General features: G+C 64.2%; 37 protein-coding genes and 1 tRNA gene. 21 read left to right on the forward strand and 17 right to left on the reverse strand.

Features of this window, described 5'->3' with window-relative positions; all coding sequences use genetic code 11:
- Positions 1 to 652: 652 nt before the first annotated feature.
- From B6S44_RS24990 to B6S44_RS25005, 4 genes are all read left to right on the forward strand, one after another.
- On the forward strand, positions 653 to 1,027 hold the full coding sequence (locus B6S44_RS24990; RefSeq protein WP_129159587.1) for a hypothetical protein: 375 nt from the start codon (positions 653 to 655) through the stop codon (positions 1,025 to 1,027).
- Entirely contained in the window at positions 966 to 1,583 is a 618-nt protein-coding gene (locus tag B6S44_RS24995; RefSeq protein ID WP_129159588.1) for a hypothetical protein, read from the forward strand. Before B6S44_RS24990 ends, B6S44_RS24995 begins: the two co-directional genes overlap by 62 nt.
- Positions 1,550 to 2,332 (forward strand): SOS response-associated peptidase, encoded by a 783-nt coding sequence (locus B6S44_RS25000; protein ID WP_129159589.1) that lies wholly within the window; start codon positions 1,550 to 1,552, stop codon positions 2,330 to 2,332. Before B6S44_RS24995 ends, B6S44_RS25000 begins: the two co-directional genes overlap by 34 nt.
- A 90-nt stretch (positions 2,333 to 2,422) precedes the next feature.
- Positions 2,423 to 2,635: a hypothetical protein gene (locus B6S44_RS25005; protein WP_129159590.1), complete on the forward strand. Its 213-nt coding sequence runs from the start codon at positions 2,423 to 2,425 to the stop codon at positions 2,633 to 2,635.
- 105 nt (positions 2,636 to 2,740) lie between these two features.
- On the opposite strand, the gene B6S44_RS25010 is transcribed toward B6S44_RS25005, so the two are convergent.
- From B6S44_RS25010 to B6S44_RS25020, 3 genes are all read right to left on the reverse strand, one after another.
- Positions 2,741 to 2,950 carry a hypothetical protein gene (locus tag B6S44_RS25010; RefSeq protein WP_129159591.1) on the reverse strand — a complete coding sequence of 70 codons (210 nt, stop codon included), beginning with the start codon at positions 2,948 to 2,950 and terminating at the stop codon, positions 2,741 to 2,743.
- 183 nt (positions 2,951 to 3,133) lie between these two features.
- Entirely contained in the window at positions 3,134 to 3,397 is a 264-nt protein-coding gene (locus B6S44_RS25015) for a DksA/TraR family C4-type zinc finger protein (protein ID WP_129159592.1), read from the reverse strand.
- A gap of 114 nt (positions 3,398 to 3,511) precedes the next feature.
- Entirely contained in the window at positions 3,512 to 4,339 is an 828-nt protein-coding gene (locus B6S44_RS25020; protein ID WP_248309753.1) for a GAF domain-containing protein, read from the reverse strand.
- 520 nt (positions 4,340 to 4,859) lie between these two features.
- Between B6S44_RS25020 and B6S44_RS25025 the strand changes: the two genes are divergently transcribed.
- On the forward strand, positions 4,860 to 5,282 hold the full coding sequence (locus tag B6S44_RS25025; protein ID WP_129159593.1) for a hypothetical protein: 423 nt from the start codon (positions 4,860 to 4,862) through the stop codon (positions 5,280 to 5,282).
- Positions 5,283 to 5,290: 8 nt separating this feature from the next.
- Here the strand turns inward: B6S44_RS25025 and B6S44_RS25030 are convergent, their stop codons facing one another.
- The 3 genes from B6S44_RS25030 to B6S44_RS25040 all read right to left on the reverse strand — a co-directional run bounded on the left by B6S44_RS25030 (position 5,291) and on the right by B6S44_RS25040 (position 7,055).
- Positions 5,291 to 6,043 (reverse strand): hypothetical protein, encoded by a 753-nt coding sequence (locus B6S44_RS25030; protein WP_129159594.1) that lies wholly within the window; start codon positions 6,041 to 6,043, stop codon positions 5,291 to 5,293.
- Positions 6,044 to 6,325: 282 nt separating this feature from the next.
- On the reverse strand, positions 6,326 to 6,841 hold the full coding sequence (locus B6S44_RS25035) for a hypothetical protein (protein WP_129159595.1): 516 nt from the start codon (positions 6,839 to 6,841) through the stop codon (positions 6,326 to 6,328).
- Positions 6,816 to 7,055 carry a helix-turn-helix domain-containing protein gene (locus B6S44_RS25040; protein ID WP_129159596.1) on the reverse strand — a complete coding sequence of 80 codons (240 nt, stop codon included), beginning with the start codon at positions 7,053 to 7,055 and terminating at the stop codon, positions 6,816 to 6,818. The genes B6S44_RS25035 and B6S44_RS25040 overlap by 26 nt, the downstream gene beginning before the upstream one ends.
- A gap of 91 nt (positions 7,056 to 7,146) precedes the next feature.
- Here B6S44_RS25040 and B6S44_RS25045 point away from each other — a divergent pair, with 91 nt between their 5' ends.
- From B6S44_RS25045 to B6S44_RS25080, 9 genes are all read left to right on the forward strand, one after another.
- Entirely contained in the window at positions 7,147 to 7,527 is a 381-nt protein-coding gene (locus B6S44_RS25045) for a hypothetical protein (protein WP_129159597.1), read from the forward strand.
- A 4-nt stretch (positions 7,528 to 7,531) separates the two neighbouring features.
- A complete protein-coding gene (locus tag B6S44_RS25050) occupies positions 7,532 to 7,870 on the forward strand; it encodes a hypothetical protein (protein WP_129159598.1) in 339 nt (112 codons plus the stop codon).
- A gap of 3 nt (positions 7,871 to 7,873) precedes the next feature.
- Positions 7,874 to 8,242: a hypothetical protein gene (locus B6S44_RS25055; protein ID WP_129159599.1), complete on the forward strand. Its 369-nt coding sequence runs from the start codon at positions 7,874 to 7,876 to the stop codon at positions 8,240 to 8,242.
- A 34-nt stretch (positions 8,243 to 8,276) separates the two neighbouring features.
- On the forward strand, positions 8,277 to 8,912 hold the full coding sequence (locus B6S44_RS25060) for a hypothetical protein (protein WP_129159600.1): 636 nt from the start codon (positions 8,277 to 8,279) through the stop codon (positions 8,910 to 8,912).
- A 37-nt stretch (positions 8,913 to 8,949) separates the two neighbouring features.
- Positions 8,950 to 9,429 carry a hypothetical protein gene (locus B6S44_RS25065; RefSeq protein WP_129159601.1) on the forward strand — a complete coding sequence of 160 codons (480 nt, stop codon included), beginning with the start codon at positions 8,950 to 8,952 and terminating at the stop codon, positions 9,427 to 9,429.
- Positions 9,426 to 9,599, forward strand: coding sequence for a hypothetical protein (locus B6S44_RS29500; protein ID WP_164985957.1), 174 nt, complete (start codon positions 9,426 to 9,428; stop codon positions 9,597 to 9,599). Before B6S44_RS25065 ends, B6S44_RS29500 begins: the two co-directional genes overlap by 4 nt.
- 289 nt (positions 9,600 to 9,888) lie before the next feature.
- Positions 9,889 to 10,326: a hypothetical protein gene (locus B6S44_RS25070; protein ID WP_129159602.1), complete on the forward strand. Its 438-nt coding sequence runs from the start codon at positions 9,889 to 9,891 to the stop codon at positions 10,324 to 10,326.
- Positions 10,323 to 10,640 carry a hypothetical protein gene (locus tag B6S44_RS25075; protein WP_129159603.1) on the forward strand — a complete coding sequence of 106 codons (318 nt, stop codon included), beginning with the start codon at positions 10,323 to 10,325 and terminating at the stop codon, positions 10,638 to 10,640. Before B6S44_RS25070 ends, B6S44_RS25075 begins: the two co-directional genes overlap by 4 nt.
- A gap of 41 nt (positions 10,641 to 10,681) precedes the next feature.
- Positions 10,682 to 10,981, forward strand: coding sequence for a PRC-barrel domain containing protein (locus B6S44_RS25080; RefSeq protein WP_129159604.1), 300 nt, complete (start codon positions 10,682 to 10,684; stop codon positions 10,979 to 10,981).
- Between the two features lie 242 nt (positions 10,982 to 11,223).
- Here the strand turns inward: B6S44_RS25080 and B6S44_RS25085 are convergent.
- Positions 11,224 to 11,299: transfer RNA gene (locus B6S44_RS25085), tRNA-Ala, on the reverse strand.
- Between the two features lie 108 nt (positions 11,300 to 11,407).
- Here B6S44_RS25085 and B6S44_RS25090 point away from each other — a divergent pair.
- The 4 genes from B6S44_RS25090 (at position 11,408) to B6S44_RS30125 (ending at position 13,647) form a co-directional block, all read left to right on the forward strand.
- Positions 11,408 to 11,698: a YggT family protein gene (locus tag B6S44_RS25090; protein ID WP_126115610.1), complete on the forward strand. Its 291-nt coding sequence runs from the start codon at positions 11,408 to 11,410 to the stop codon at positions 11,696 to 11,698.
- Between the two features lie 5 nt (positions 11,699 to 11,703).
- Positions 11,704 to 12,018: a DUF167 family protein gene (locus B6S44_RS25095; protein WP_129159605.1), complete on the forward strand. Its 315-nt coding sequence runs from the start codon at positions 11,704 to 11,706 to the stop codon at positions 12,016 to 12,018.
- Between the two features lie 72 nt (positions 12,019 to 12,090).
- Positions 12,091 to 12,810 carry a carbonic anhydrase gene (locus B6S44_RS25100; protein WP_129159606.1) on the forward strand — a complete coding sequence of 240 codons (720 nt, stop codon included), beginning with the start codon at positions 12,091 to 12,093 and terminating at the stop codon, positions 12,808 to 12,810.
- Positions 12,811 to 12,987: 177 nt separating this feature from the next.
- Positions 12,988 to 13,647 (forward strand): cold-shock protein, encoded by a 660-nt coding sequence (locus B6S44_RS30125; protein ID WP_129159607.1) that lies wholly within the window; start codon positions 12,988 to 12,990, stop codon positions 13,645 to 13,647.
- Between the two features lie 122 nt (positions 13,648 to 13,769).
- Here the strand turns inward: B6S44_RS30125 and B6S44_RS25110 are convergent, their stop codons facing one another.
- The 6 genes from B6S44_RS25110 to B6S44_RS25130 form a co-directional block, all read right to left on the reverse strand.
- The gene (locus B6S44_RS25110; RefSeq protein WP_129159608.1) at positions 13,770 to 14,309 is read right to left on the reverse strand and encodes an MOSC domain-containing protein; all 540 of its coding nucleotides are present in this window, start codon (positions 14,307 to 14,309) and stop codon (positions 13,770 to 13,772) included.
- A 125-nt stretch (positions 14,310 to 14,434) separates the two neighbouring features.
- Positions 14,435 to 14,923 (reverse strand): bacterioferritin, encoded by a 489-nt coding sequence (bfr, locus tag B6S44_RS25115; protein ID WP_129159609.1) that lies wholly within the window; start codon positions 14,921 to 14,923, stop codon positions 14,435 to 14,437.
- Positions 14,924 to 15,031: 108 nt separating this feature from the next.
- On the reverse strand, positions 15,032 to 15,319 hold the full coding sequence (locus tag B6S44_RS29505; protein ID WP_164985958.1) for a (2Fe-2S)-binding protein: 288 nt from the start codon (positions 15,317 to 15,319) through the stop codon (positions 15,032 to 15,034).
- Positions 15,316 to 15,849: an iron response transcriptional regulator IrrA gene (gene irrA / locus B6S44_RS25120; RefSeq protein WP_129159610.1), complete on the reverse strand. Its 534-nt coding sequence runs from the start codon at positions 15,847 to 15,849 to the stop codon at positions 15,316 to 15,318. Before irrA ends, B6S44_RS29505 begins: the two co-directional genes overlap by 4 nt.
- Before the next feature lie 170 nt (positions 15,850 to 16,019).
- Positions 16,020 to 17,609 (reverse strand): DHA2 family efflux MFS transporter permease subunit, encoded by a 1,590-nt coding sequence (locus B6S44_RS25125; RefSeq protein WP_129159611.1) that lies wholly within the window; start codon positions 17,607 to 17,609, stop codon positions 16,020 to 16,022.
- A gap of 233 nt (positions 17,610 to 17,842) precedes the next feature.
- Entirely contained in the window at positions 17,843 to 19,048 is a 1,206-nt protein-coding gene (locus B6S44_RS25130; protein ID WP_129159612.1) for an HlyD family secretion protein, read from the reverse strand.
- Between the two features lie 149 nt (positions 19,049 to 19,197).
- Between B6S44_RS25130 and B6S44_RS25135 the strand changes: the two genes are divergently transcribed.
- Entirely contained in the window at positions 19,198 to 19,872 is a 675-nt protein-coding gene (locus tag B6S44_RS25135) for a TetR/AcrR family transcriptional regulator (protein ID WP_129159613.1), read from the forward strand.
- On the opposite strand, the gene B6S44_RS25140 is transcribed toward B6S44_RS25135, so the two are convergent.
- The 3 genes from B6S44_RS25140 to B6S44_RS25150 all read right to left on the reverse strand — a co-directional run bounded on the left by B6S44_RS25140 (position 19,869) and on the right by B6S44_RS25150 (position 22,923).
- Positions 19,869 to 20,732, reverse strand: a complete 864-nt coding sequence (locus tag B6S44_RS25140) for an alpha/beta hydrolase (RefSeq protein WP_129159614.1) — start codon at positions 20,730 to 20,732, stop codon at positions 19,869 to 19,871. The two genes, B6S44_RS25135 and B6S44_RS25140, sit on opposite strands and share 4 nt — an antisense overlap.
- A gap of 71 nt (positions 20,733 to 20,803) precedes the next feature.
- Positions 20,804 to 21,718 (reverse strand): DMT family transporter, encoded by a 915-nt coding sequence (locus B6S44_RS25145; RefSeq protein ID WP_248309786.1) that lies wholly within the window; start codon positions 21,716 to 21,718, stop codon positions 20,804 to 20,806.
- 170 nt (positions 21,719 to 21,888) lie between these two features.
- Positions 21,889 to 22,923, reverse strand: coding sequence for an aspartate-semialdehyde dehydrogenase (locus B6S44_RS25150; protein ID WP_129159615.1), 1,035 nt, complete (start codon positions 22,921 to 22,923; stop codon positions 21,889 to 21,891).
- Positions 22,924 to 23,422: 499 nt separating this feature from the next.
- Between B6S44_RS25150 and B6S44_RS25155 the strand changes: the two genes are divergently transcribed.
- Both B6S44_RS25155 and B6S44_RS25160 read left to right on the forward strand, forming a co-directional pair.
- Positions 23,423 to 24,421 carry a hypothetical protein gene (locus tag B6S44_RS25155; protein WP_129159616.1) on the forward strand — a complete coding sequence of 333 codons (999 nt, stop codon included), beginning with the start codon at positions 23,423 to 23,425 and terminating at the stop codon, positions 24,419 to 24,421.
- A gap of 236 nt (positions 24,422 to 24,657) precedes the next feature.
- Positions 24,658 to 24,963 carry a hypothetical protein gene (locus B6S44_RS25160; RefSeq protein ID WP_129159617.1) on the forward strand — a complete coding sequence of 102 codons (306 nt, stop codon included), beginning with the start codon at positions 24,658 to 24,660 and terminating at the stop codon, positions 24,961 to 24,963.
- Positions 24,964 to 25,022: 59 nt separating this feature from the next.
- Here B6S44_RS25160 and B6S44_RS25165 read toward each other — a convergent pair whose 3' ends face one another.
- Entirely contained in the window at positions 25,023 to 26,459 is a 1,437-nt protein-coding gene (locus tag B6S44_RS25165; RefSeq protein WP_129159618.1) for a homospermidine synthase, read from the reverse strand.
- Positions 26,460 to 26,486: the final 27 nt, after the last annotated feature.

The following is a 26,486-nucleotide window of genomic DNA, read 5'->3' on the forward strand; positions in this document are numbered from 1 at the left end:
AGGAGCCACCCGCGGTCGGAGAGGTCACGACGAGCGAGTGGAGCAGCGAAACAGGCCAATCTGGCATCTCCGCCACGGTCGATCATCTCTCCTCTCGGTCCAAGGCGTTTTGACACGGCCAGGACCCGTTGCTGACATTGCCCAGCGATCGACCAAGCCGGCTTGGTCACGAGTTGGGCTTTGACCTGGTCCCGATGCCCTTCCCGGCCCGCTGCTGTTCGACCATCTCATAGTGCTCTTCGATGCTACCTCGGGACATCAGGTTCTTGCTGCCGCATTTCGAGCAGCGGTAGCGCAAGCAGATGTCCGGGATAGGAAGGCCGTCAGGCAGCCCGTCCATGCTGATTTCAGCATGGTGGTGGCAGTCATTGCACCACACCTCGGCTCTCTGACGCCCTCGCGCTCGATCGGAGCCGACTGTCGCCGGCTGCACCATCGAGCCGTCCTTGTTGTAAGCGCGGCGCGGGTTTCGAACTGGCGTCAGGGTTGACTCTCCGCCTCTCTCGTTCTCTTTATGTTCTCATATCTGAGGACGCGGAACATGTCAGCCGAGCCATTGCCGGAGCGCGACGAATTGGAGGGGCTTCATTCAGGGCGTGTTCTCCGAAGGCGCCAGGCCCCCGCGCGAGGTCACCACTGATGCATGACGCCCATGGAACCGCCGAACGAAGACACGTCGCTAATCGACTTTCCCTGGGTGGTCGTGCGCTTCCGCTGCCAATTCTGCACTCGCAGCAAGGACGCTCGGCTGGCTGGCTTGGCCTGGGTGTACGGCGAGAACGCGACGTTGAGATGGCTGCTCGGCGCCTTCAGATCGGCCTGTGCGTGGGACCCGAGCAACGCGGCGCGCAAGCCGCAGAAGTACGGCCGAAAGTGCGGTGCCTACCTCATGGATATCGGCTGCACTTCGCCGCCGGACCTGCCGCCGAGCATGTCCGGTCTGACCCTGATCGAAGGAGGCAAGGATGAACAACTGCCTGCCGAACCCAAACGAGACACGAGGCGCCGTCGGATCGGAAGCGATTGAAGCCTTGGCGAAGATCGTCGCCGGGATCAAGGAGAGCGGCCATCTCTATCAGGCGACCTTCAACGAGCTCCACGGTTTGGGCGTGATCCAGAACCGCTGGATACCTCAGTTGAAGACCCGGCACCTGGTCATCGTGGAAGAGGCTGAGCGGCTCTTGGCACAGCAGGGCTGCGGGATCTCCGGCCCGTATGACGGCCTCGACGAGATGGGTGGGGCCTACTACTTCATCGACACATGGGACCGGCCTTTCCATGTGCTGGTCAGCATGCCGAAGGTAGAGCTTGCTGACGCGGCTGCGCAGGCGGCCAAGTGGCTTGGCAAGGGCGGCCGCGGGGTCGAAATCGACTGCTTCAAGAAGGCCGGGTTTCTGTGGGCTGAGATGAAGGATCCCGAGACAGCGGAGGCGTTCATCCAGCAGTTCGGCGGGGCATTGCTCAATCCCTACGATGCTGATGAACTCATGATGGGCGGCGATGAAGCGATCAGCGCCGACTTCATCGAGCGGAGCAAGAGACGCGAGGCATGTGCAACCTCTACAGCCACACCCGCAACGTAGAGGCGATGCGCAAGCTGTTCGCGCCGTTCAATGACGGCGGCGCGAACTTTGCCAACCTGCCGCCGATGCCGAACATTAATCCCGACAGGCCCGCTCCGATCATTCGGAACGCTGCAGCGGGACCTGAGTTGGCCATGGTCCGCTGGGGCATGCCGTCGTCTCGCAAGGCTCAGTACGACGCAGCAACCGAGCGTGCGGAGAAGCTGCGCGCAAAAGGCAAGACGGTGGATTTCGAGGAGCTGGTGCGTCTGGAACCGGACCGGGGGACGACGAATATCCGTCGCACCGACAGCAAGCATTGGCTGCGCTGGCTAGGCGTCCAGAACCGGTGCCTCGTGCCCTTCACGAGCTTCAGCGAGTTCAACAAATTTGAGGGCGGCGACGTCTGGTTCGCCTTCGGAGAAGAGCGCCCCACCGCGATGTTTGCCGGGATCTGGTGCTCTCAATGGACCAGCGTCCGCAAGATCAAGGATGGCGAAGAGACCCTCGACCTGTTCGGGTTTCTCACGACTGACCCGAACGCCGATGTTCGCACGGTCCACCCCAAGGCCATGCCGGTGATCCTGACGACCCCGGAGGAGTGTGAGACGTGGATGACAGCGCCCTGGGATCAGGCGAAGGCGCTGCAGCAGCGCCCGTTGCCCAACGGCTCGCTATCGATAGTCGCACGTGGCGTGAAGAAGGATGATCCGACGGATCCTGCGCTGTTCCCAGCGGTCAAGCCGCCAGCGCAGGGTGATCTGTTCTGACAGCCAATCCCCGCGAGCAGGAGAACGCGCCTGCAACAGGCTGGCAAAACGGCGTTAGCCAGTATTCTAAGACGATCGGAGAAGAGGTGCATGACCAGCAATTGTCGACCCGGCCATCCTGAGGCACCCGTCGTAGTCATCGATACCGAGCAGGAATATGTCGATGCTCTGGAGAACATCGAGCGACTGAGGAACGCTCCCGAGGGCTCCGTCGATTATCTACTAATGGTTGCCTACGGGGACGCTATCGAGCGCTACCTGGACGCCCGCAACAGTAGCCGCAGTCCTCATCAACCGGCGTGATCATCAAGCCATTCTACCACCCCACTCGCCATCTCAGCCAGACCGCGATCAAAGCCGTAAATGTCGTCACGGCCAGCGCGGCGAGGAGGATGCTGCTCGGTCGGGTCACTGTTTCGGCAGCCGCTTCGCCTGTTCCAGGCTGGCGCGCGCGAGTAGGGCCTCCAGCTCCGCCACGACCGTCGGGGGCAAGCGCAGGACAACGTCCGCGTCCGCCTCAGTGCTGAAGGTAATCAAGGAATCCTGCGTCGGGTCGCCACTGACTTCGACCGAGGCGACTCGGACAACTGGGATTTCAATGGCCTGCTTGTCTGGCATTGCCTTGTCCTAAGCGGAGCTTCATCCCTCCAGATTACGGCGTCTCCTTGGGGGTGCGAGGGCGGCGCGGCCGAGCGCAAGCGGGTGGTTAGCCAGGGGTTTCGGGATCGTGGAGCATTTCATGTATCAGCTCGGTCCTGCAGCCCGAAACGCGCACCCTTTAACCATGGACGTCAGCTTGGGTCACTTCAACTGGCTGTCCTTGCTGCCGCGGCGATTGATTCCGCCGAGGATTGGGCGGCGGTCGAGGCCAGATTGGCAATCGACACACGTGCGCGCGCTCGGCGTCGCCTTGCGGCGGGCCTCGGGAATTTCCTCGCCACACACTTGGCAGTAAATTTCGCCGGGACCAGTGGCCAACTTGGCGCGAGCCAATCGCACCGCATCTGCAATGGAATCGTCAATCTGATCTTGAACTGCCCCGTCAGGAGCCCAGCCGCTAGCCATCGCCGTGCCCTCCGCTCCGATCCCCATAAATCAAGATCGATCGCTTTGGTTCCCCACGCGGTGAGTAAGGACAGGCGCTATCCGCTCAACAGGATGAGGACGAGTGGTGTTGCATCAGCTCTCGAAGGCGAGCGCGAGGTGCTGTTCGGCCCTAGACGTCACCGAGCAGAGTCGGGACATGGCATCGGCATCGATCAAAAGGGCCACGCGATCCGGTATCTTCGCCGTGTTGATTACGTGGATCACAGCGTTTTCCGGCGACAGTTGTCTCACCGTACAGCGGACTGCCGCGCGGCTGTTGTTGAAGATAATCCGGCCGGCTTTCAGCACGCTACGGCCGTGCGCGAACTCTCTGGCCAGTGACGGTTCGAAGCTTTCGCCGGGGATCGCTCCGGTCTTGCCGGCCGAAGCGCGTCGCCTGAGTTCAAGGATGTCCATCGCCACACCGCCGAGGTCGGCAAGCGTCTCGTTGTCCTGCTGGCTGAATACCCGCGGCCTTGGGTCAAACGCGCAAAGTGTGCCAATAGCGTGGCCGTCGGATGAGCGCAGCGGAACACCGGCGTAGAAGCGGACATAAGGCTCGCCGACCACGAAGGGGTTGGTAGCGAAGCGCTCGTCAGCGGTGGCGTCCGGGATAATCAACGTTGCCGGCTGTTGGATCGTGACATTGCAGAACGCCGGGGCGCGGTCGGTCTCGCTAGCGCCGAGGCCTTGCTGCGACTTGAACCATTGCCGGTGGCCATCGATGAAAGACATGGTCGACATCGACACGCCGAAGATGCGCTTCGTCAGCCTGGTCAGGCGATCGAACGATGCCTCAGCCGGCGTGTCGAGCACGCCATAACGCGCAAGCGCATCGAGACGCGCCTGTTCGCGCGTCGCATCAGGCCCGGGAGATGGTAAAGGCAACCGCATCTGCACGGCACCAATCGACCACGCCAATGCTTACAAATTCACGAAGGCGTTGCGCTCAAAATTGCGTACCCCCGGATCCGGGCCGCCTTGCCGCCTGCCAAAATCGGCATGGACGGCCTAGATGGCCCTAGTGAGATTAGCGGTCCGCTGCTCGCGCAAAAATCGCTCGGCTGCTGGGCCGTCAGTGATAACCGTTTCAAGGTTGTCGGCAAGCACGCAAAACCGCCTCGTGAGAGAGGCTGCAATTCTCAGAAGATCCAATTGCCCGTTGACCAAGACGCACTGCAGGTCTCGATTGTCGACGTCACCTCCGCGCTTTGGGAGCTGCTTTTCGATCTCGCGATAGATCGCTCGGCGAGCCGTTCGCAATCGCACGACATGCGTAGTCCGGTCCTTCGATTTCTGCCTGTTCAACAGATGGGATCGGAATGTTCGAATGAAAGTCCCTGGGGGTGTATGCGCAGGAAACCGTGCTCGCGATACGCTTTCCGGCTCCTCCGGCGTACTCGCTGCGGTTGCCGAGCCGCCCCACGAACTCCACGCTGAAATGGCGGTGATCGACGAGAACCTGTGCCGGGCCGAACTGTCTCCCGCCGAGCGGGCCAGCCAGACGGCGCGGCGCAAAGCGATTTATGAAGAGCTTCACCCTGAGGCCAAAGCCGGGGCAGTCTCTGCCAATGCTCGGTGGAATGCGGACGCAAACTATGCGCCCGCATTTACCAGCAACACAGCAGAGTCCACAGGGCGTTCTTTGAGAGCGGTCCAGCTCGATGCTGAGCGAGGCGAGAAGATCAGCGAGCGCGCCTTGCGGCTTGTCGTTAATACCGCCCTGAACACGGGTCGGTTCCTCGACACCCTCAAGAAGATCAAGGGCGAAGATGCCCAAGTTGATGCCGTCCAGCCCGCCCTGTCCGGCATCGCCAAACTCGCCAGCATGCGCGTGATCCGCCTGCTTAGCCACGAGACCTGAGGGAAAGGTTATCCGCTCGTCGGCTCCTGGACCGCATCGAAAACGTGAACGTCGGAGCCAACGTGGACGCGGATTTGATAGGTCTTCTGCTTGGCTTCCCCGGTGGGTGGGGCAATGCCGACAGTGCCGCCATACCATTCACCCGGCAGCAGGGTGTGGTCTTTGATGTAGTCCTGCTCAAGACGAGCCATGTTGGCTTGGCCCTGTGCAATCGACGACTCGATCATAGCGGCGTTCTGCGCCGATGCGTTTGAGGACGCGATGGCTGCTGCGGTGGGGCTATAGCCGGTTGTCGTGGCAACGTAAGTTCCGCGAGGGGTATAGAAGGTGGTGTTAGCCCGATAGTAGCCGGACTGCGATGCTGCCGCAGCATTGGCCCCAGCAGCGACGCCGACCAGGATTGCCGACACGACCTGTCGCGTCTTCTCTTCCTGCTGGAGCTTTTCGAAGGTCAGCACCTCAAGCGGCTGACTGGTGCCGCCGGCTCCGAACGACTGCTCCACCCGCACCTCGGAAACTGTAAAATTCAGCGGTCCCTTCCCGCGGTTCTGCATCGCGAGTACAAAACCGACGCGTTGACCTGCCGGAATGTCGCGTCCAGTTCGGCTCAATAGGACGACCGAATCCTTGCCGACCGAAGAGACAGCTGGTTTGCCGTCCCGCACAAGCGCTGTTTGTCCTGGGCCCGCATTGAACCGCACCCGATCGGTGACGCACCCCGCCGTCGTCACGGTGACGATGGCCGCAAGCACAAACTTCATGGTCATTGCCCCCCAAACCGCCAGGCCCTCAGTCGTTCCAGCCCGCGCACTTGCCATTTGCTTTGCGGTATCCTGGCCCGCCGCGCGAGCCGCACCCGCCGCGGGCGATTTCGTAGCTTGAGCTGCCGCGAGCCGTGACCTTTGACGTCCCGTGGTATGAGGCCGGAGCCGCAAACGCGTGTGCTGCAGCCAGAAGTATCGCGGCGAATGTTACCCCACAGGCAACGCCGATGTTGCTCATAAACTGCCCTCCCATGCGCATCGGCCCGGTTGTGCCGGCTCTCAGTTGGCCATCCCGATTATCGCCTTAGCCGCGGTGCTCGCCGCAATTAGCGCCTTCTCGCGCTCTGTTGGCAGGTCGCTATCTTTGTTGGCCAAAAATGCTGAGCGTGCGGCTGCTTCGATTTCCGGTCGGCAAAGCTCCAGCATTCCTTCGTAGAGTTTGCGCTGATCGACGAACTTTTCATTTCGGGCAGTTGCTATCGTCGACAGACAGTCGCGTACTGTCTTCGGCAGATCCGAGCCCGTCGATGGTAAAGGGGCGGAAGGCACTTGCTCCCGCAGCCTTGCACCGACGACGGTCATGGTCTCGATCGTGTCAGCCTCCAGCTTCGCCATGGCGCCGCGAACCCACTGCGCGCAAGCTCGGGCTCCTTCGACATGCTCAGCCGGCAGCGCGGAATAGTCGAAGCCCACCGCCGCCGAAACGTTCACGTCGTTTGGTGCCATTTCGAATAGATCTCCGGTTTCGGCCCGCATCAACACCTCGCGGTTACGCGCCTCGATCGAGACAGACACAGTCCCGTCCGTCCGACGAAACGAATGTTACGCCGCCCGCGGCGAAGGCAGCGCGCAGCTTTTCCAGGTTTGCCCCTGAGCTGCGCAGCGGTCCGAATTGCGAATTCTCCATCCGCTGAATTGTCGGCACAGACAGCCCGGCCTTCTCGGCCAACTCCGCCTGCGACCACCCGGCCAACTCGCGGCCGGCCTTCACCATTGCTGCCGTTTTCATGTACTGCGCATAATCCGTTATGTCTAGCACTTGACGTGCAATGCATCGTCCGTTATGTCTAGCACATCACGAACGAGGTGACACCCATCACATGGCCCTTGCAGCGCAGAACTCAACAGGCATCGTCTTCGAGAAGGCTGCCATCATGCGCCGGGCTTTCCAGCACGCTCGCTTCGCCCTGATGATCTGCCACACGGCAGCCCAGCGGAACGAACAGCGCTCACGCGCTCTGCGGAAGGCTTGGGCGGAAGCGAAGAGTGAGGCGTACACCCTGCGCCAGCGCGCCGAACAGGAAGCCCGCACCCGCGCCGCTCTGGCTGCCCGCGCTGTCGAGAGCGCCCGGCTGGCCGCCTCCTTCGGAAATGATGCCGCCGCCATTCAGCAGGCTATCGCCAGTGAGCACTACCGCGACCGCATGAACTTCGCCGCAGTCGACCGGCTGCATACCGCCCTCAACCAGATCGGAGCGTGAGACGATGACCGACCTCGTATCCCTTCGCGACCGGATCGTCATTGCGGCCAAGGATGGCTCGCCCCTGGTCTGGTCGCGCGTCACGTGGTTCGACCCGAACCCGAAGCACTATCCTGAACCGATCCTGGAGGCGCAGGCGCATGACGGCGCCGATGTGCTGGCGGACATCTATCACCAGCCGCTGCGCGCCAAGAGCAAACGCTACGAGATTCGCGTGTTCGGCCGATCTGGCTGCTTCAAGTTCAACTGCGCCGCTCCCGAGCGGGCTTTCGCAACGATGGAGCGCGAGGCCAGCCGCGAGTGGAAACGCCGACAGATATTCAACCGCCCGACTGGAGCCTGAGACATGACGCCTATCGTCACTGCCGTATACGGCCCGCAGACCGCTCCCGCGCTGCCGCTTTCCGGACTCACTGTCTCGGAGTTGGATGCGCTCTACGACGCCCTGCTGGCTGCCGAGGATGCGATTGCCTCTAAGACCAACTCGCCGCGAATTCAGGGCACCGTTCTTCACGAGTATCTTAGCGCCCGCTTCGAAGGTATCGCCACCGAGATCGACATGGTGGTGGCGGAACTGCGGCGTCGCCGCCCATCCGATCGGTGGGCAAGCCACGAGCGAGCGCATCGCTTGATCATGCACGCCTGCCGCTGCGGCGAGAGCCCTGCGGATATCGCCGACCTAGCGCGCGACCTCTCGCGCCCCGAGAAGCACTAACCCTCACCGCCTGCAACATCGCTGGAGACATCCAATGCCGAACTCCACCGTTCGGGCAGCCGCTACAGGCTTGCCTGCTCTCAATCGCCGCTCGCTGATGGGTGGCCTCGCAACTGTGCCTGCCATAGTGATCGGCGCCCAGGCGGCGCCACCCGTAGCCGCGGACGACCCTGCGCTTCGGGCAATCGCCGAATGGCGGCCAGTCCAGGCGAAGTGGTTGGCTGCCCTGGAAGAGGCTGGGAACGCATGCGGCGCCGCGGCGGAGGCTGCTGGTACAAGGCCCATTATGGAATTTCGCGGCCAGACCGCTGACGGTGTCGGCGCACACTGGATTCACCGCTTCTTCGATCAGTTCGCGCCGCTCGACCAGGAAGCCCGCAATGCGCGATCCGCGGCGTTGAAAGCGTCAGCGGACTATTCTGGTCGCAAGGGCGAAGCTGACAAGCGCGAGCAGGTCAGAGAGCTGGAGGGGATCAGCCAAGCGTGGTGCAGCCGAGAGGCCGACGCGCTGACGAAGGCGCTCACAACGACGCCCACGACTGCGGCAGGCCTGCATGCCGTCATCATGCTCATGGCCAGCGAGCCGGACATGCTGGCCGAGTGCGCTGAAGAGGCGACCGCCAGCCTAGCCAAGGCTGCTTCGGTAATCCTCGGGATCCCCCAGAACTGACCCTTCAACCCCTCCCTTCCTAGAGGAGTGCTCTTTCATGTCCCCATTCAATCGCCGTACCGCGATTAAAGGCGCGCTCGCTTCTGCGGCTGTGCCAGCCCTGATTTCTGGCTGCATCAGCTTGCCCACCGCAGCCGCAATGGGCAAGGCGGCGCCCTACGCGCCGGATACTCTCTCGCAATCCGGAGGCGCTGCAGATTCGCCCGACGCCAAGCTACTCGACTTGTGCGCGCAGTTTCACCGTTTGACGGAAGCAGACGCGGCGGCCTGGGAGCGATACTGTTCGATGCCGGAAGACAGTCCCGAAGCCAAGGCGCTGTCCCTCGAATTCGACGGACGTTACGACGCTTGGGCCGCAGTCTCTGACACGTGCTACGCGACCCCGCCACGGACCCCGGCCGGGGCGGCGGCGTTGCTCGATGTCATCTTGTCCCGCGATGCCGAATTCATCGACGCAGCCGCCCAAAAGCCGCTGCGGCTCGTTCGGGACAGCCTGCAAGCGATGGCAATGTCATGAGCCCGATCCGCATCAACAGCCGGCGCGGCAAGGGCAAGCCCGCGCGCTCCTACGGCGTGAAGCCCGTCAGCCTTCCGACGTACTCGTTCTATGGCCATCTGCCCGTCGTCTATGTCGACGGGGAATTGGTCATCGGCAGGAGCGTTATTCCGATGGAGCGCCGCGTATGAACCGTCAGCACCTATTCAGCGAGGTCCCGCTAGTCGGCGCGACCATCGCCTCCCGCGAGGAACGGAGCGAAGCCGAGCAAGTCTCTCGCACGATGGCCTACCTCGATTGCTGCGGGGCGACATTCGAGGCTGTGCCTGGATGGCCTGACTGGTACGCGGCCCGATGGCACGACGAGGCCAATTTCGGCGACCACATGCGCAGATGGGCTTGCTGCATCGATTTCCAATCGAACTGCGATTGGTCGTATGCCGTCGCGTTCAAGCAGCGTGTCGAGGCGAGGGCGCGGTCATGAGCCTGGTCGGGTTCAATGAACACGCTGCCGCCGCACTGAGCCGAGAAATCGGCCCACTGTTTCACGGCGAGCTTGACGGTCTGCTGGATCCGTTGACGCAGGATGAGCGCCGCGATGTGCGAGACATGCTGGACCTCATCGCTCGGCAACTCGCCATCCGATCGGAAACGGGCCAGGGGATACGCAGGCGGCTCGATGCGGTCGTCGTCAATCTCATCGCTGTTGCTGATACCCTTGATGGCGATTGCGATCTGGAGCCGACACTCGCTGGTACGCCTTCACCAATAGCTTTGGACGAATGCGAGGAATGCTGCGAGGACGAGGGCGCACAGTGCGATGACGAAGGCGAGCCGAACGACCACGGCATTGCTGATGCGGATGGCCTCGCCGAGCTGCGCGGAGTTCAACACCTGTACGGCGGGATCGTCACATGAAACTTCGGGACATTACCGACGCCATCGGCAGCGACGATAGGCCAGCCCTCTGGCGGGCCTTCTGCGCCTTGGTTGAGCATCCCGAGGGTGAGGTCGTTGAGGCCTCCTCGGGTGGACTACTGATCGTCGCGCTTAACCGGCTGTGCGTCACGCTGAAGGATGATGCGGCTACGATGCCGCCTCGGACCTGCGCGGCACTCCAGCTGCCTCCGGGAGCGACCTATGCTGATGGCGCGGCTCAGGCGAAGCGGGACAGCGCACGACTGGCACGGCAACTCATGGCGGCCGGCGAGCGCTTGCAACGGAACGCCTGAGGCCTCTGCTCGTTCGTGAGTTTGAGCATGAGGAGGAAATCATGGACCACTCCAAGCATATCCGACTTTCCAGCACCGAGTTGACTGCCGACGCACTTGATGGAGCCACCATCTACGGCCCCGGGGATGACGAGATCGGATCGGTCTCGCACCTCCACGGTTTCGGTCCAACAAGCCTCGTTGTGATCGATGTCGGCGGCTTCCTCGGCATTGGCGCAAAGCCGGTGGCGGTCCCTCTGAGTGAACTCGATTTCATGCGCGACGAAGATGGCAACGTCCACGCGCTCGTGAGCTGGACCAAAGATCAGCTGAAGGCGATGCCCGAGCACATCGACCGCTGAAGCAGTGTTCGGCTGAAGGTTTGGCGTGAGCGCCGGCGAGAAGTCGGGGCCAGGGGCAGGGGCGAATCGCCTGAGCGCTTATCGATCGCGAGCGATGATCTCGTTGCGCATCGTCAGCCGAAAAGGTCAGGCGCTCAAATGAAGACGACGCCTGCCTTCGACGCGTGTTGGGGTAAATGTTGGGGTAACGCCGATTGGTCCCGCCAAATCCCGTTTAATTCCGGCTATTTAGCGAAAAACCTTGGTGGAGCTGAGGGGATTCGAACCCCTGACCTCTGCAGTGCGATTGCAGCGCTCTCCCATCTGAGCTACAGCCCCAAGGCGCTGGCCTTCTAGGCCCTGCGTCGCGCTCCTGTCAATCGCTTGCGGCAGGAGTTTTGTGGGCGCTTCCGGCGGAGCGCCCGGCCTTCTCGGAGATGCTGTTCGATGCGTGCCGTTCTCGACGTCGTGATGCTGGCGCTGAACCTCTATGTCTGGATCCTGATCGCCTCGGCCGTGCTGAGTTGGCTGATCGCCTTCAACGTCGTCAATACCCGCAACCAGTTCGTCTCCACGGTCTGGGATTTCCTCTATCGCCTCACCGAGCCGGCGCTGCGGCCGATCCGCAACATGCTGCCCAATCTCGGTGGCATCGATATCTCGCCGATCATCCTGCTGCTGCTGATCTTCTTCATCCAGAGCGTGATCACCCGCTACATCTATCCCAACGTCTTCTAGGCGGGATGGCCGCCTGGTCGGTCACGCCGGACGGGCTCGCGATCGCCATTCGCCTGACGCCGCGCGGCGGGCGCGATGCCCTCGACGGGGTCGAGACGCTGGCCGATGGCCGCCAGGTGCTGAAGGCAAGGGTTCGGGCCGCTCCCAGCGAGGGCGAGGCGAATGCCGCACTGGTCGCACTCCTGGCGGAGGTGCTCGTCGTTTCCCGCTCGCAAGTATCTTTAACGGCCGGCGCGAGCGCGCGGCTCAAGCGCATTGTCGTCCGCGGCGATGGCGAGGCGTTGGCGGCGCGATTGCAGAAGCGGATTTGCGAGATTTGATGCTGCATTGCAGCAGAATCATTCGGGTCGGCTCTTGACGAAGGCGGTCGCCTTCTGGCCCAACTGCGCGCCATGGACCAGCCAGTTTCAGAGCCGTTCCCGCAGCGCCTGACGGAAGGCTATCGCGCCTTTCTCGATGATCGTTTCACGCGCGAGAAAAGCCGCTACGAGGAACTCGCCGAGAGCGGGCAGACGCCGAAGATCATGCTGATCGGCTGCTGCGATTCGCGCGTCTCGCCCGAGGTGATCTTCGATGCGAGCCCGGGCGAGATGTTCGTGGCGCGCAACGTCGCCAATCTCGTCCCACCCTTCTCGCCCGACGATCAACTGCACGGAACGTCCGCCGCGCTCGAATACGCGGTGCAGGCGCTGAGGGTCGAGCATATCGTCGTGCTCGGCCATGGCCGCTGCGGCGGCATCAGGGCTTTCGCCGATGACGCGCAGGGCCCGCTCTCGCCCGGCGACTTCATCGGCAAGTGGATCACGCTGATCGAACCGGCGGCGCGCCGCTCGGGTGGGCGCAGCCGCAATGAGAGCTTCGAGGCTTATGTCGAGCGCCTGGCCTTGCTCTCGATCCAGCAGTCGCTCGCCAATCTGCGTACCTTTCCCTGCATCAGTATTCTCGAGGGTAAAGGCCGCCTGCACCTGCACGGCGCCTATTTCGCGGTCGCGACCGGCGAGCTGATGTTGCTCGATCCGCAGTCAGGGCAGTTCGTTCCGGCGATCGGCGAGATGCCGAAGAAGGTGCAGATGATCCGCTGCTCGGAAGCCGAGCCGGGCCAGAGCGGTTGACGTCTGCTCCCGATCGGGTGAATTTTGAACGATCCGCCGCTTGAAACGGCGTCTCTGGGGAAAAATTCGGCAATCCGGCAGCATTTCGCCGGACCAGAATTTTTGCTGCGCCGCCCGATGACGAACCCGGAAGCTTGCGCTAGATTGCGCACTCCCGGTCACTATCGTTGAAGCTGCATGTTCGATCGTCGTAAGCCCGCCGCCCCGGCACCGTTCGTCACCCACGAGAATGTCGAAGCCAAGATCAAGTGGTTCGATCCGGAGAAAGGCTTCGGCTTTGCTTCTCCGGCGGACGGCTCTGGTGACGTTTTCGTCCACGTTTCGTCCATCGGCCCGCAGGATCCGCAGGACCTGCAGCCCGGTGCGACCATCATCTGCGATCTCGGCGAAGGCAGGCGCGGCCTGCAGGTCGTCGCGGTCCACGAGATCGATGCCTCGACCGCGACCCCGGCTGCGCCGCGTGGCGCCGGTGGCGCGGGCGGCGGTCGTCCGTTCTCGCCGCGCCCGCCCCGTGATGATTTCGGCGGCGGCTACGGGGGTGGCGGCGGCGGTTATGACCGCGGCGACCGTGGCGGCTTCGACCGCGGCGATCGCGGCGGCTTCGATCGCGGCGCCAGCGCCCCGATGGAAGGGCCGTTCGACGGCGCGGTGAAGTTCTTCAACACCGAGCGCGGTTTCGGCTTCATCGCCCCGGACCAGGGTGGGCCGGATGTGTTCCTGCACGTTTCGTCGCTGAGCCGCAGCGGCTTGCAGCCGCCGATGGACGGGCAGCGCGTGCGCTTCTCGATCCGCGCCGGTAAGAAAGGCCCGGAAGCGGCGAATATCAGCTACGTCTGACCCGCCTGCTCCTGCGGGTGCCAGTTTGAACGAGCGGCGTGGCTTTCGGGCCGCGCCGTTTTTTTTGAGACGGAGCGGCGGTCCGCGAGATGGCGCCGCATCGCCGGGGCCTATGCAGGGCTTCAGACCCGTTCGAGCGCGCGATGCGGCAGCGCCGGCAAGGTCAACGCGATCGCGTCGCCCCGCCTGACCTCGCCGCCTGCAATGACGATCGCCATGACGCCGGCCTTGCGGATGAGGCTGCCATCGGCGGCCCGGCCGAGCACTGCCTTGAGGAGGCCGGGCTGGAAGGCCTGGATCTGGACGCAAGGGTTGCGAAGGCCGGTGATCTCGACGACGGCCTCGTCCCCGAGCCGCAGGCGGGCGCCGACGGGCAGGCCTAGCAGGTCGATTCCGCGAGTGGTGACGTTCTCGCCCATCTCGCCTGGCCGGACTGTAAAGCCGGCAGCTGCGAGTTCGCCAAAAAGCTCGGCGTGAATGAGATGGACCTGACGCAGATTGGGCTGGGTCGGATCGACTGCGACGCGTGAGCGATGCTTCACCGTCTCGCCGCAATGGGCATCGCCCTCGATGCCCAGGCCGGCAAGCAGGCGGATCATGGACAGGACAGGCTTGCTGAAGTGGTGACGGTCATCCCGGGCCACCGCGACGATCGTTCCCATCCGCCTATCTCCATGCTGCCGGGCTGGTGTCTGGCATGGCGCGTCCCACTTGGCGAGCCCGGCGCGCAACAAAAAACCGGACCTGTCGCCAGGTCCGGTTGGTCACTGCTACGACCCGCTGCCGCTCAGTGCTCGTCGCCCTCGAGTCCGCCGATATGCTTCTGGGTGTAGAGTTCGAGGCCGATCCGACCGATCAGGTCGAGCTGGGTCTCGAGGAAGTCGATATGGCCTTCCTCGTCCTTCATCAGGTTCTTGAAGAGATCCTCGGACGGGTAGTCGCCGACCTCGCGGCAGTATTTGGCGGCTTCCTGATAGAGGGCGCGCGCCTCGACCTCGGCCTTGAGGTCGCATTCGATCACTTCCTTGACGTTTTCGCCGATCCGCAGCGGATCGAGCGTCTGCATGTTCGGGAAGCCTTCGAGGAAGAGGATGCGGTCGGTGAAGCGGTCGGCATGGACCATCTCCTCGATCGATTCCTTCTTCCAGATCTTGGCCATGTCCTTCAGACCCCAATTGTCGAGAATCCGGTAGTGCAGCCAGTACTGGTTGATGGCCGTGAGCTCGGAGCGCAGGCCCTTGTTGAGGTATTCGATGACCTTCTTGTCGCCCTTCATGCCGCTCTCCTCGCAATCGACTACATTAGAATGATCCTAATGTAGAGCGAGCGGAGCGGAAAGGGAAGGGCGGATCGCGTGCTTCGGGGGAAAATCGTGCCGCGCCGATCAGGCGGCGACGCGGTCGTCGTTCTCTTCGATGCCGGCCAGCATCAGGCCGACGGAGACATGCACAGCGCATTCGACGTCGTGGCTGGCGCAGCTATGGCACTGGCTGGCGCAGGCGGCGCGCGCCTCGACAAGCAAAGAGCGGACCTCACGGGCGCAACGGCCGCAATCCGGGCTGCAGCCGAGGCAGTCATAAGCCTCGCCCGCAGTGCGCGGACCGCTCCCGTCCGGCGCGATCGTACCCTTGATCTGTCGGCAGGATAAAACGTTGCAGGAGCAGACGATCACGCCCGGCGGCCTCCGGCGACCTTCGTCACCGTCTCCTCATCATCGGCGCGGCGCAGACGCACGATCACCTCGACGGAGGAGATCAGCATGCCTTCCGGGGCGACCGGCAGGCCCGAGACGTGAATCTCGGAACCCGGGATGTCGACGACGGTCTCGTCGTCCTCATTGTAGAAGTGGTGGTGCTCCGAGACATTGGTGTCGAAGAAGGTCTTCGGTCCGGAGACCGAGACCTGGCGCAGCAGGCCGACCTCGGAGAACTGGCGCAGCGTGTTGTAGACGGTCGCGAGCGAGAGCGGTTCGCGGGCGCGCAGCGCTTCCTCGTAGAGCATCTCGGCGCTGACATGGCGGTCGCCCTTGGCGAAGAGCAACCAGCCGAGCGCCATGCGCTGGCGGGTGGGCCTGAGGCCGACGCTACGCAGGCGCGCTTTGACGGCGCTGATCGGGCAGGCGGCGGGCGCCTTCTGCGGCCAGGGGATCTGGTCCACCTGGGCTCGCACCGGGCTGCCATCCTTGAGGGACAGAATGCTCATGAACGCCTTCCAACTCGCAGATCAATTCCCATGCAGTTTAGAATTTATCTAAACTACTGATATTACTCATATTTTTGACGCCTCCGAAGCCGACTGTCAATCTCTTCGCACCTGCGGCAAGACGCATCAGGGGGTTGTCCACCACGCGCGCCGGACGGAGTTGGCCGCTCTTAGTGGCCGCCGCCACCGCCGGCGGGGGCCGCCGCTGGCGGCTTGGTCATGAACAGGGACAGCAGCACCAGGGATGCGAAGATGACAGTCAAGGCGAGGAAAACGTCGCCGAAGGCCATGACCAGCGCCTGCTTGTGGGCGCGCTGCGTCAGCAGTTTCAGCGCCATCGACTGTGCGACGTCGCCATATTCGATGAAGCGCTGGGTCATCGACGCTAGATTCTCCTCGGCGATCTGGCGACCGGCGGCGACGGCCTCGTGCAGGCGCGTGATGTGCAGATCGGTGCGGCCGTTGAGCAGGGTGTTGATCACCGCGAGGCCGACCGCTCCGCCGAGATTGCGGGTGAGATTGTAGAGGCCGGATGCATTCTTCAGCTGCTGGGGCGGCAGAGTGCCGAGCGCGAGGTTGTTGATCGGCACCATGCACAGCATCAGCGAGCAGCCACGCAGGATCTGCGGGATCAACAGTTCGTGAAAGTCCCAATCGGCGGTGATGGCTGAGGCGAGCCAGGTGCCGAGCGCAAAGCCGCCGAAGCCGATCATCATCATGATGCGCGGGTCGAGCTTGGTCGACAGGCGTCCGGCGATCGGCGCGGTCAGGAACATGGCGAGGCCGGTGACGAACATGGTCTCGCCGATCATCAGCGCGTCATAGCCGCGGATGCGACTGAGATAGACCGGGTAGAGATAGGTCAGCCCGTAAAGGCCGATGCCCATGGTGAAGGAGAACAGCGAGCCGAAGGCGAAGTTGCGGTTCCTGAAAGCGTAGAGATCGACCAGCGGGTCGTCGCGCGTCAGCGCCCGCCAGAAGAACATGATGGCACCGATGATCATCACGCCGGTGAAAAGGACGATCTCGTGGCTCTCGAACCAGTCGAGGCGCGTGCCCTCCTCGAGCACATACTCCATGCTGCCAAGGAAAGCTGCCATGGCGCCGAGTCCGACCCAATCGAAGCGCTTGAGCAGGCTATGGTCCGGCTTGTCGAAGTCGATCAAGTTCCAGGCGGCGATGGTGACGGCGATACCGGGGATGACATTGACCAGGAAGAGCCAGTGCCAGGAGAAGGCATGGCTGAGATAGCCGCCGACCGTCGGGCCGATCGTCGGCGCGAGCGTGGCGATCAGGCCGATCAGCGGCGAGACGATCGGGCGCTTAGAGGCCGGAAAGATGGTGAAGGCCGCGGCAAAGACGCCGGGGATCATGCCGCCGCCGATGAAACCCTGGACGGCGCGCCACAGGATCATCTCGTTGATCGAGCTCGACATGGCGCAAAGCACGCTGGCGACGGTGAAGCCGGCGGCGGCGATCGAGAAGAAGACGCGGGTCGACAGCGCCCGGCTGAGATAGCCGGACAAGGGGATCATGATGACTTCGGCGATCAGATAGGCGGTCTGGACCCAGGCGATCTCGTCGCTGGAAGCCGACAGTCCGGCCTGGATCTCGGCGAGCGAGGCCGAGACGATCTGGATGTCGAGGATCGCCATGAACATGCCGAAGACCATCGCCAGGAAGGCGAAGATTCGGCGCATCGGGATGGCGTCGGCGGCCGGTGGAGCACCAGCGGGAATCGCAGTCGTAGCGGTGGCCATGCCGGCCTCCAAGACGGGCTTCAGCTTCGGGCTTCAGCTTGGGGTTGGAGCCGGGCCCCCGGCCCGAGGAGCGCCGTGAGGCGCGGTGCGCTTTGGCCCAGAAGGGGCGAATGAGCCGCTGCGCATCGCCATTTCCCGGTCGGAAAATGGCTCCTCGGGTCGAGGGCCCGGCGAGAGCCGGATACGATCAGGTTGGATCAACCTGATCGGTGAATCCGTCTCTCACTTTGAGTTTAGAGCCCGGTGGTCGGACGCGGGTCGATCGAGACCACGACCGACATGCCGGGACGCAGTACGTGCCTCGCCGCCGATTCAGGCGACAGGGCGATGCGGACCGGCACGCGCTGGACGATCTTGGTGAAGTTGCCGGTGGCATTGTCGGGCGGCAGCAAGGTGAAAACCGAGCCGGTGCCACCGGCAATGCCGCTGACGGTGCCTGCGAAGGTCTGGCCGGGCAGGGCGTCGATGGTGATCTTCGCCTTGTCGCCGATCTTCAGCGGGCCGACCTGCGTCTCCTTGAAGTTGGCATCGACATAGACCTTGTCGAGCGGGACAATCGACATCAGGCGCTTGCCGGCGCTGACGAGATCGCCGAGCTGCATGTTGGTGTTGGCGACGAGACCGTCGATCGGCGCGGCGATCGTCATGAAGGAGAGGTCGCGCTTGGCCTTGTCCTCGGCGACCTTGAGTTCGTCGATCTGGCGGGCGGCCTCGACGCGCTGCGCCTTCAGCACCTCGATGTTGGCCTGGGCCTGGACGACGCCGGCCTTGGCGCTGGCGAGCGAGGCGGCGGCCTGGTCGCGCGCGGCGGTGGCGGCATCGAGCGTCGCCTGCGAGCCATAGGACTTGGCGGCGAGGTTGCTGGCGCGCTCGAAATCGGCGGCGGTGCGGGTGACGGCAGCCTCGGCCGAGGTCTGCTGCGCCTGCGCCTGCAGCAGGCTGGCGCGGGCGGCCTCGATCTGCGCGTCGATGCGCGACAGGGTGGCCTTGGCCGTGGCGCTCTTGGCTTGCGCGCTTTCCAGCGCGATGCGCTGGTCGCCGGCGTCGAGCGCGACCAGAGACTGGCCGGCCTTGACCTCCTGGTTCTGCGTGACCGAGATCGTGGCGATGTTGGCAGGCAGCTTGGCCGAGATCGTCGCCATCTCGGCGCCGACATAAGCGTCGTCGGTCGAGATGATGAAGCGGCCATTGCGCCACCAGTCGACGCCGAACCAGAGCCCGGCGGCGAGCGCCGTACCGGCGACGAGGATGAGGGCGATACGCTTGGCGCCCGGGCGCTTGGGAGCCGGCTTGTCGCCAGCCTGCGGGGCAGGCGCACGCTCCTCGTCGGCCTTGCGGGCTTCGACGGGGGCGGGTGTCTGCTCCAGCACGGGGTCGACCAGCTTCAGCCGGTCGCGGCGGTCCTCGGAGCGCTTTTCAATGGCAGATTCGACAGTCATGGTGACAATGCCCTGACGATCACAATTCGAACCGCTCGGTTCGATTGAGGTTGAAATAGCGCCGTACGCAGTGCATATCAAGAGGAAATCGAACCGGTCGGTTCGATTATTTTTGCAAGCGCGAACATGCGCGAAATGGATGGAACACAATGAGCGCGACGCTGGAGCCGCGACACGTCAAGGCGATCTCCCGCAACCGACGCGTTGCCGGGGCCGATCCCGACAAGCGTCACCAGATTCTCGAAGGGGCGCATGCCGTGTTCACGGCGCGCGGCTTCGACGCGGCCAGCATGAACGATATCGCTGCGGCGGCGAACGTCTCCAAGGGCACGCTCTACGTCTATTTCGAGGACAAGGAGCACCTCTTCGTCGCGCTGATCGAGCGCGAGCGCGAGAAGCAGAAGCAGGGCATGTACGCGGCCCTGGCCGAGGAGCGCGATCTCAATCTGGCGCTGACGAATTTCGGTGCCGGACTGGTGCGCCTGCTGACCGGCCCATTCGCATTGAGTGCCCACCGGATCGTGCTCGGTGTTGCCGAGCGCATGCCCGATCTCGGCCGCGAATTCTACGAGCGCGGCCCGATGCAGGGCGCGCGGCACTTGGCGACCTTCCTCGACCAGCGTGTCGCCAAGGGCGAATTGGTGATCGAGGATACCAACCTGGCGGCGGCGCAGTTCGTTGATCTCTCCCAGTCGACGCTGATGCGTCCGCGCCTGTTCAACGCCGTGCGCACGCCGCCGAGCGAGGACGAGATCGCGCGCGTCGTCGGCGAGGCGGTGATCACGTTCATGGCTCGTTATGGAGCGTCGCCCAGGAAGCTCTAAGCTTTTGCGAAGCGCACGACATCGGCGAGGACCGGTGCACGGCCTCGGAAGCCGGCGTTCAAGGCGAGCAGGATGCCGGCATGGCTGAGGCCGGGATAAGTCTTCAGCTCGACCGTTGCCCCGGCGGCCCGAAGCTTCGCGGCAAGCGCAATGCTGTTGCGTGGCCTGACCGTTTCGTCCTCGTCGCCGGTGGCCAGGAAGGTGCGGGGCGCGCGAGCGCTGGCGAAGCTGATCGGTTGCGTTTCGGCGAGACGCGAGTAATCGCCAAAGGCGGCGATGCTGCGTGGATCGTCTAGCGGCAGGAAATCATAGGGGCCGGCCAGCCCGGCGACGCTGCGTACGAAACCGGGCGGAAGGCCGGCGCGAGCAAGGAAACGGCGGTCGAGCGCCAGCATCATCGCGATATGGGCCCCGGCCGAATGGCCGCTTAACGCAATGCCGGCAGCATCACCGCCATATCTCGTAATGTAGTCACGGACCCAGCGCAGGGCGAGGGCGCCGTCTTCGACGAAGGCAGGGAAGCGGACCTGCGGCACCAGCCGGTAGTCGGGGATGACCGTGACGAAGCCTTGGGCCGCGAAGGCGCGGCCGACGAAGGCATAATCGGCGCGCTCGCCGTTGTTCCAGCCGCCGCCATAGAGGAAGACCATGACCGGTGCGCGGCCGGTGCTTTGTTCAGGCACGTAGACGTCGAGCCTTTGGCGCTTGTCTGGGCCATAGGCGATGTCGCTGGCCGCAAGGCGGCCGCCGGCATCACCGGGCGTGAGGGCATTGAGCAGTCCGAGCGGCGAGCAGGCTGACAGTAGTGCCGAGCCGGCCGTGAGAAAGGCGCGGCGGCCGAGGGCGATAAGAGAGGCCATTGCGGACCGAGGCTAGAGTGCGGGCAGAGTCCTGAATAGAGCGCTGCCCGCGAACTGGATGCAGCGCCCGCCTATCGTCCTGTGACCCGGCGCGCCCGGATGCGCTCGCGATGCGCCGTGTAGAGGCCCGACGCGATGATGATCGCCGAGCCGAGCCAGGTGAAGGCGTCGGGCAGCACGGAAAAGAGCAGGAAGCCGAAGGCCGAGGCCCAAAGCAGTTGCACATAGGAGAATGGCGCCAGCAGCGAGGCGTCGGCGTGCCTGAAGGCCTGGATCACGAACCAGTGCCCGACGGTCGAGGATACGCCGATGAACACGCCGACCAGCAGCGCCTCGGTGGTCAGCGGCTGCCAGGTCAGCGGCTGCAGGGCCGACAGCACAAGGCAGCCGACAACGGCTGACCAAGCGAGGGTGGTGACCGGGTTCTCGCTCGCGCTCATCATCCGGGTGACGATCAGAGCGAAGGCCCAGGTCACCGCCGACAGCACCGGCAGCATCGAAGCGAGTTGGAAATCGCTGCCGCCGGGACGGACGACGATCAGCACGCCGATCAGGCCGACGGCTGTCGCGGTCCAACGCCGCCAGCCGATCTTCTCGCCGAGGATCGGAATCGAGAGCGCCGTGACGAAGAGCGGCGCGACGAAGCTGGTCGCGGTCGCGTCGGCGATCGGCAGGTATTTCAGCGACGAGACGAAGAGGATCGAGGAGACCGTGACGGCGACGCCGCGCAGGATCTGCATGCCCATGCGCTTTGGCCTCAACTGCGCGAAGCCGCCAGGGGCGGCCACCGCCAGCATGATCAGCGCGAAGGCAGCATAGCGCAGCCAGACCACCTGGATGGCCGGCGTCGTGGCCGTGAGGTATTTCGAGGCGACGTCGGCAGCTGACAGGAAGACGCTGCCGAGCAGCATCAGCCCGATGCCGCGCAGGCTGTTGTCGCGTCGCGGCGGCGGCTCGGCCGGAGCTGGATCGACCGGCAGAGGCACTCTGGTCAAGGTATCGGGCAAGGTTTCGGCGAATCTCGATGCCGGCCGACCCTAGCCGATGATCGCGGCGAACCCTTGCGCAAATGCGGCACGGCCGCCATGCATCCGCGCAACAAAAAGGCGGGCACGAGGCCCGCCTTGAAATTATATTTAAATTGCCTGATTTGAGTTCAGGCGGCCTTCTTGCGCGGCTGGATCAGCTTGCGGTTGACCAGAACCTCGGCGATCTGGACCGCGTTGAGCGCGGCACCCTTGCGCAGATTGTCCGAGACGCACCAGAACGAGAGGCCGTTCTCGACCGTGGCGTCCTCGCGGATGCGCGAGATATAGGTCGCGTCCTCGCCGGCTGCCTCGTGCGGGGTGATGTAGCCACCGGGCTCATGCTTGTCGATGACGAGGATGCCGGGGGCGGTGCGCAGCACCTCGCGTGCCTCATCGGCCGTGACCGGCTTCTCGCACTCGATGTTGACGCTCTCGGAGTGGCCGATGAAGACCGGCACGCGCACGCAGGTGGCGGTCAGTTTGATCTTGGGATCAAGGATCTTCTTCGTTTCCGCCATCATCTTCCACTCTTCCTTGGTGTAGCCGTCCTCCATGAAGACGTCGATGTGCGGAATGACGTTGAAGGAGATGCGCTTCGGGAACTTCTTCACCTGGACCTCGCCGGCGGCGAAGACCGCGCGGGTCTGGTTGAAAAGCTCGTCCATCGCCTCCTTGCCGGCGCCGGAAACCGACTGATAGGTCGAGACGACGACGCGCTTGACGCCGAAGCGGTCATGCAGCGGCTTCAGCGCGACGACGAGCTGGGCGGTCGAGCAGTTCGGATTGGCGATGATGTTCATCTTGGTGAAGCCGGCTGCCGCAGCGGCGTTCACCTCGGGCACGACCAGCGGCACGTCGGGATGCATGCGCCAGGTCGAGGAGTTGTCGATCACGACGGCGCCCTGCGCGCCGATCTTCGGCGACCATTCCTTCGAGACGGCGCCACCCGCCGACATCAGGCAGATATCGGTGTCGGAGAAGTCGTAATGCTCGAGCGCCTTCACCTTCAGCGTCTTGTCGCCGAAGGAGACCTCGGTGCCGATCGAGCGCGAGGAGGCGAGCGCCACCACTTCGCTGACGGGGAAAGCACGCTCGGCGAGGATGTCGAGCATCTCGTGACCCACATTGCCCGTGGCGCCGACGATCGCGACCTTGAAGCTCATCTCTAAGAATTCCTTCTGGCGAAACCGGTTCAACCTCCCCGGGGAGCCGTCGCCGCTGATTTCGTTTGCGGGTTCGGCCGGTTGACCCCGGCCGGGGGGGAGAACCCGGAATCGAGGCGACGTGTCAGTGCGACGTCCGGGTTTTCCCGGCCGTCGTTTTGGTCGTGGTTTTCGTCGTCAGACGGAACGTCACAGAGCCAACCTGAACATCATCGCGAAGCCGGAGGAGAATATCCGGCACGCAATCCCAAACACAAGCCGCCGTAAAAAGTCAATCGTCAGAGCCACGCCGCGGCATTAACCCTGCCTCCTTACCCGTCATTGACCCTGTTTCGCGATGGAAGGTGCCTGGTAACGACCCGCTCACTCGCCCCGGCGAAAGCTCTGCTGCGAGTGGGGCGAGGGCTGCCTGCAGGGGTGCAGGCTGTCGAAGAACGGGTCGGGGTCTGTTGTGTTCGGGGACTGGATAAACGCCACCTGGCAGCGCCTTCAGCCGCGCTTGCAAGTCCTGGCCGGCGCTGCGCCGGGACGCTTCGACCTCGCTGCGCGCCTGGTCGACTTTGCCGACGCGATCGAGACCGGCTTTGCGCGGATCATGCGGCCGCTCCGGCGTCTCCTGCGCTCCGGAGCAATCGGGCTGACCGGCGGCCTCGTCTGGCGCGGCCTCGCTGCCGTGACCGGTGTCGGGCTGACGGCGATGCTCGTCGCCGCACTCTCGTCCGGCTCTTCGGATCCGGCGCTCGCCAGCCTGCCGGGGCCGGCGGAGGCTTCAGCGGCGCCCGCGGTGCGCGACGTTCGCCAGCAGGCGCTGCCGCTCGCCGCTGGGGAGGAGGGCTGGGTGACGATCGGCCGCCCGATCGCGCTCTTCGGTCTGGAATCGCCGGAGCTCGACAAGCGCAGTACCTATGGGGCGCGGCGCAGCCAGGACGGCCAGCGGCGCGAAGACGCGCTGACCTTCGGCGCGTTCGATGACGGCAAGTCGTTCCTGTCGCTGAAGTTCCAGGTCAACCGCGACGCGCAGGTGCAAAAGGCGCTCGCCGGCCTGTCGCAGCCCTTCGTGATCACGCTGGTGCGCGAGGGCGCGGCACGCGGGCTTTCGGTCGGGCGCAGCGGCGCAACCACGACGATCGAGACCAAGTTCGGCAGCGTCGAGACCGCGGATGTCGGCTTGAGCGACGGCGCAGCGGGGCGGGCCTGCATCGCCTTCCGCCATCTCGATGCTGCGGCGCATCTGTCCTTCTCGGGCTGGTGGTGCGGCAGCGAGGCCAAGCCTGCCGACAGGGCACAGCTAACTTGCCTGATCGACCGGATCGATCTTTTGAGCGCCGGCGACGATCCGGAGCTGCGCGCCAGCTTCGCCCGCACCGAGCTCAACCGCAGGCAGGGCTGCTCGGTGCCGCGGCTCGCCGCGACCGGGCGCAAGGGCTCCTGGCTCGACGCCGACGCCAAGGCGCCGGCCCTGCGCCCGACCAGCGGCAAGCAGGCGCAGGCGCGGTAACGGCCTCGTGTTGCGGCGGCGCACAAGATCACGCTGCACTTGGACGGAATCGTCCAAGTGCAGATAACGTGATCGATTTTGATAGTTTAGAGCATGCTTGGCGCGAAAAACCGTTGCCACTTTTTCGCAACATGCTCTAGCGGGGCGCAACAAAAGCATTAACTCTGGAATTGTATCGTCAGCGACAGCCGGTCCGCCAACAGCCTTGGCGGGGGCAACCGCCTCAGGAGATCGTCATGCGTTCGCTTTCCCGCCTTGCCGCCGGCCTGGCCTTGTCCGTCGCAGCCGTTACCTTCGCCGCATCGGTGGCCGAGGCGCAGCAGCAGCGTCGTCCGCTGCGCGTCATCGTGCAGAAGCGCAGCTATTTCGACGCCGGAAACGTCGTGCCGGTCGGCAGCATGAACCGCTACGCGACGCAGAACATCGTGGCGAGCCCGGTTTATTCGGCTTCGGGCGAGCTCTATGGCGAGGGCACCCTGCCGCCGCGCATCGGCTCGGGCGCCAACCCCTTCGCCAACAGCTTCTCGACGCCGCGCTTCTGAGCCGGCAGCCAGTTTGAAACGAAAGGCCCGCCGTGAGGCGGGCCTTTTGCGTTGCGGCGTCAGCGCACCAGGATGTTGCGGAACTGCCAGGGGTCGGAGGTGTCGATATCCTCCGGGAACAGGCCCGGGCGGCCATCGAGTGGCGTCCAGTCCGTGTAGTAGCCCTGCACCGGGCCGAGATAGGGCATCTGGATCGCAAGGCAGCGGTCGAGATCCATCTCCTCGACCTCGACGATGCCGGCATTCGGGTTCTCCAGCGCCCAGACCATGCCGGCGAGCACGGCCGAGGTGACCTGCAGGCCGGTCGCGGTCTGGTAGGGAGCCAGGGTGCGCGCCTCGTCTGTCGAGAGCTGCGAGCCGAACCAGTAGGCGCCCTTGTCGTGGCCGTAAAGCAGCACGCCGAGCTCATCGATGCCGTCGACGACCTCGTTCTCCTCGAGGATGTGGTGCTCCTCCTGGGGGCGGCCGGCATTGCCGAACATCTCGTGCAGCGAGAGCACGGCGTCGTTGGCCGGATGATAGGCGTAGTGGCAGGTCGGCCGGTAGACCGCCTTGCCGGCGTCGTCGCGCACGGTGAAGTAGTCGGCGATCGAAATCGACTCGTTATGCGTCACCAGGAAGCCGTATTGCGGGCCCGGGGTCGGGCACCAGCTGCGCACCTTGGTCTCGGCACCGGCCTGCATCAGGTAGATCGCTGCCTGCGAACCGGTCTCGTGGGTGCGGGCGTTGTCCGGCATCCACTTCTCATGGGTACCCCAGCCCAGCTCGGCCGGCTGCACACCCTCGGAGATGAAGCCCTCGACCGACCAGGTGTTGACGAAGACGCCCGGCGGCTTCGGGTTCTTCGAACGCTGCGTGTCGCGCTCGGCGATATGGATGCCCTTGACGCCAACCTGCTTCATCAGCCCGGCCCATTCCTCGCGGGTGGTCGGCTGCGGCACGTTGAGGCGCATGTCGGCGGCGATGTTCAGCAGCGCCTTCTTGGCGAGCCAGGAGGCCATGCCGGGGTTGGCGCCGCAGCAGGAGACGGCCGTCGTCGAACCCGGCGCACGGGCGCGCTTGGCGGCGAGCGTCATCTCGCGCAGCGCGTAGTTCGAGCGCTCGCCCGGGCCTTTCGTCTCGTCGAAATAGAAGCCGAGCCAAGGCTCGTTGACCGTGTCGATATAGAGCGCGCCGAGGCTGGAGCAGAGCTCCATGATGTCGCGCGAACCGGTGTCGCAGGACAGGTTGACGCAAAAGCCCTGGCCACCGCCCGCGGTCAGCAGCGGCTCCAGCATGGTCTTGTAGTTCTCGAGCGTCACGGCTTCATGGATGAAGCGGATGCCACGCTCGTCCAGAAGGGCGCGGTTGTCGTCGTCGGGCGCGATCACCACGAACCGGCTCTTGTCGAATTTGAGATGCCGCTCGATCAGCGGCAGTGTCCCGCGGCCGATCGAACCGAAGCCGATCATCACGATCGGGCCGCTGATCTCGCCGTATACGGGCCAATCCGTCATTCTTTTCAACTCCTGGGTTGGTTACTT

It is taken from the genome of Allobosea sp. Tri-44 (genome assembly GCF_004123845.1).
In the GTDB taxonomy this organism is placed as follows: Bacteria; Pseudomonadota; Alphaproteobacteria; order Rhizobiales; family Beijerinckiaceae; genus Allobosea.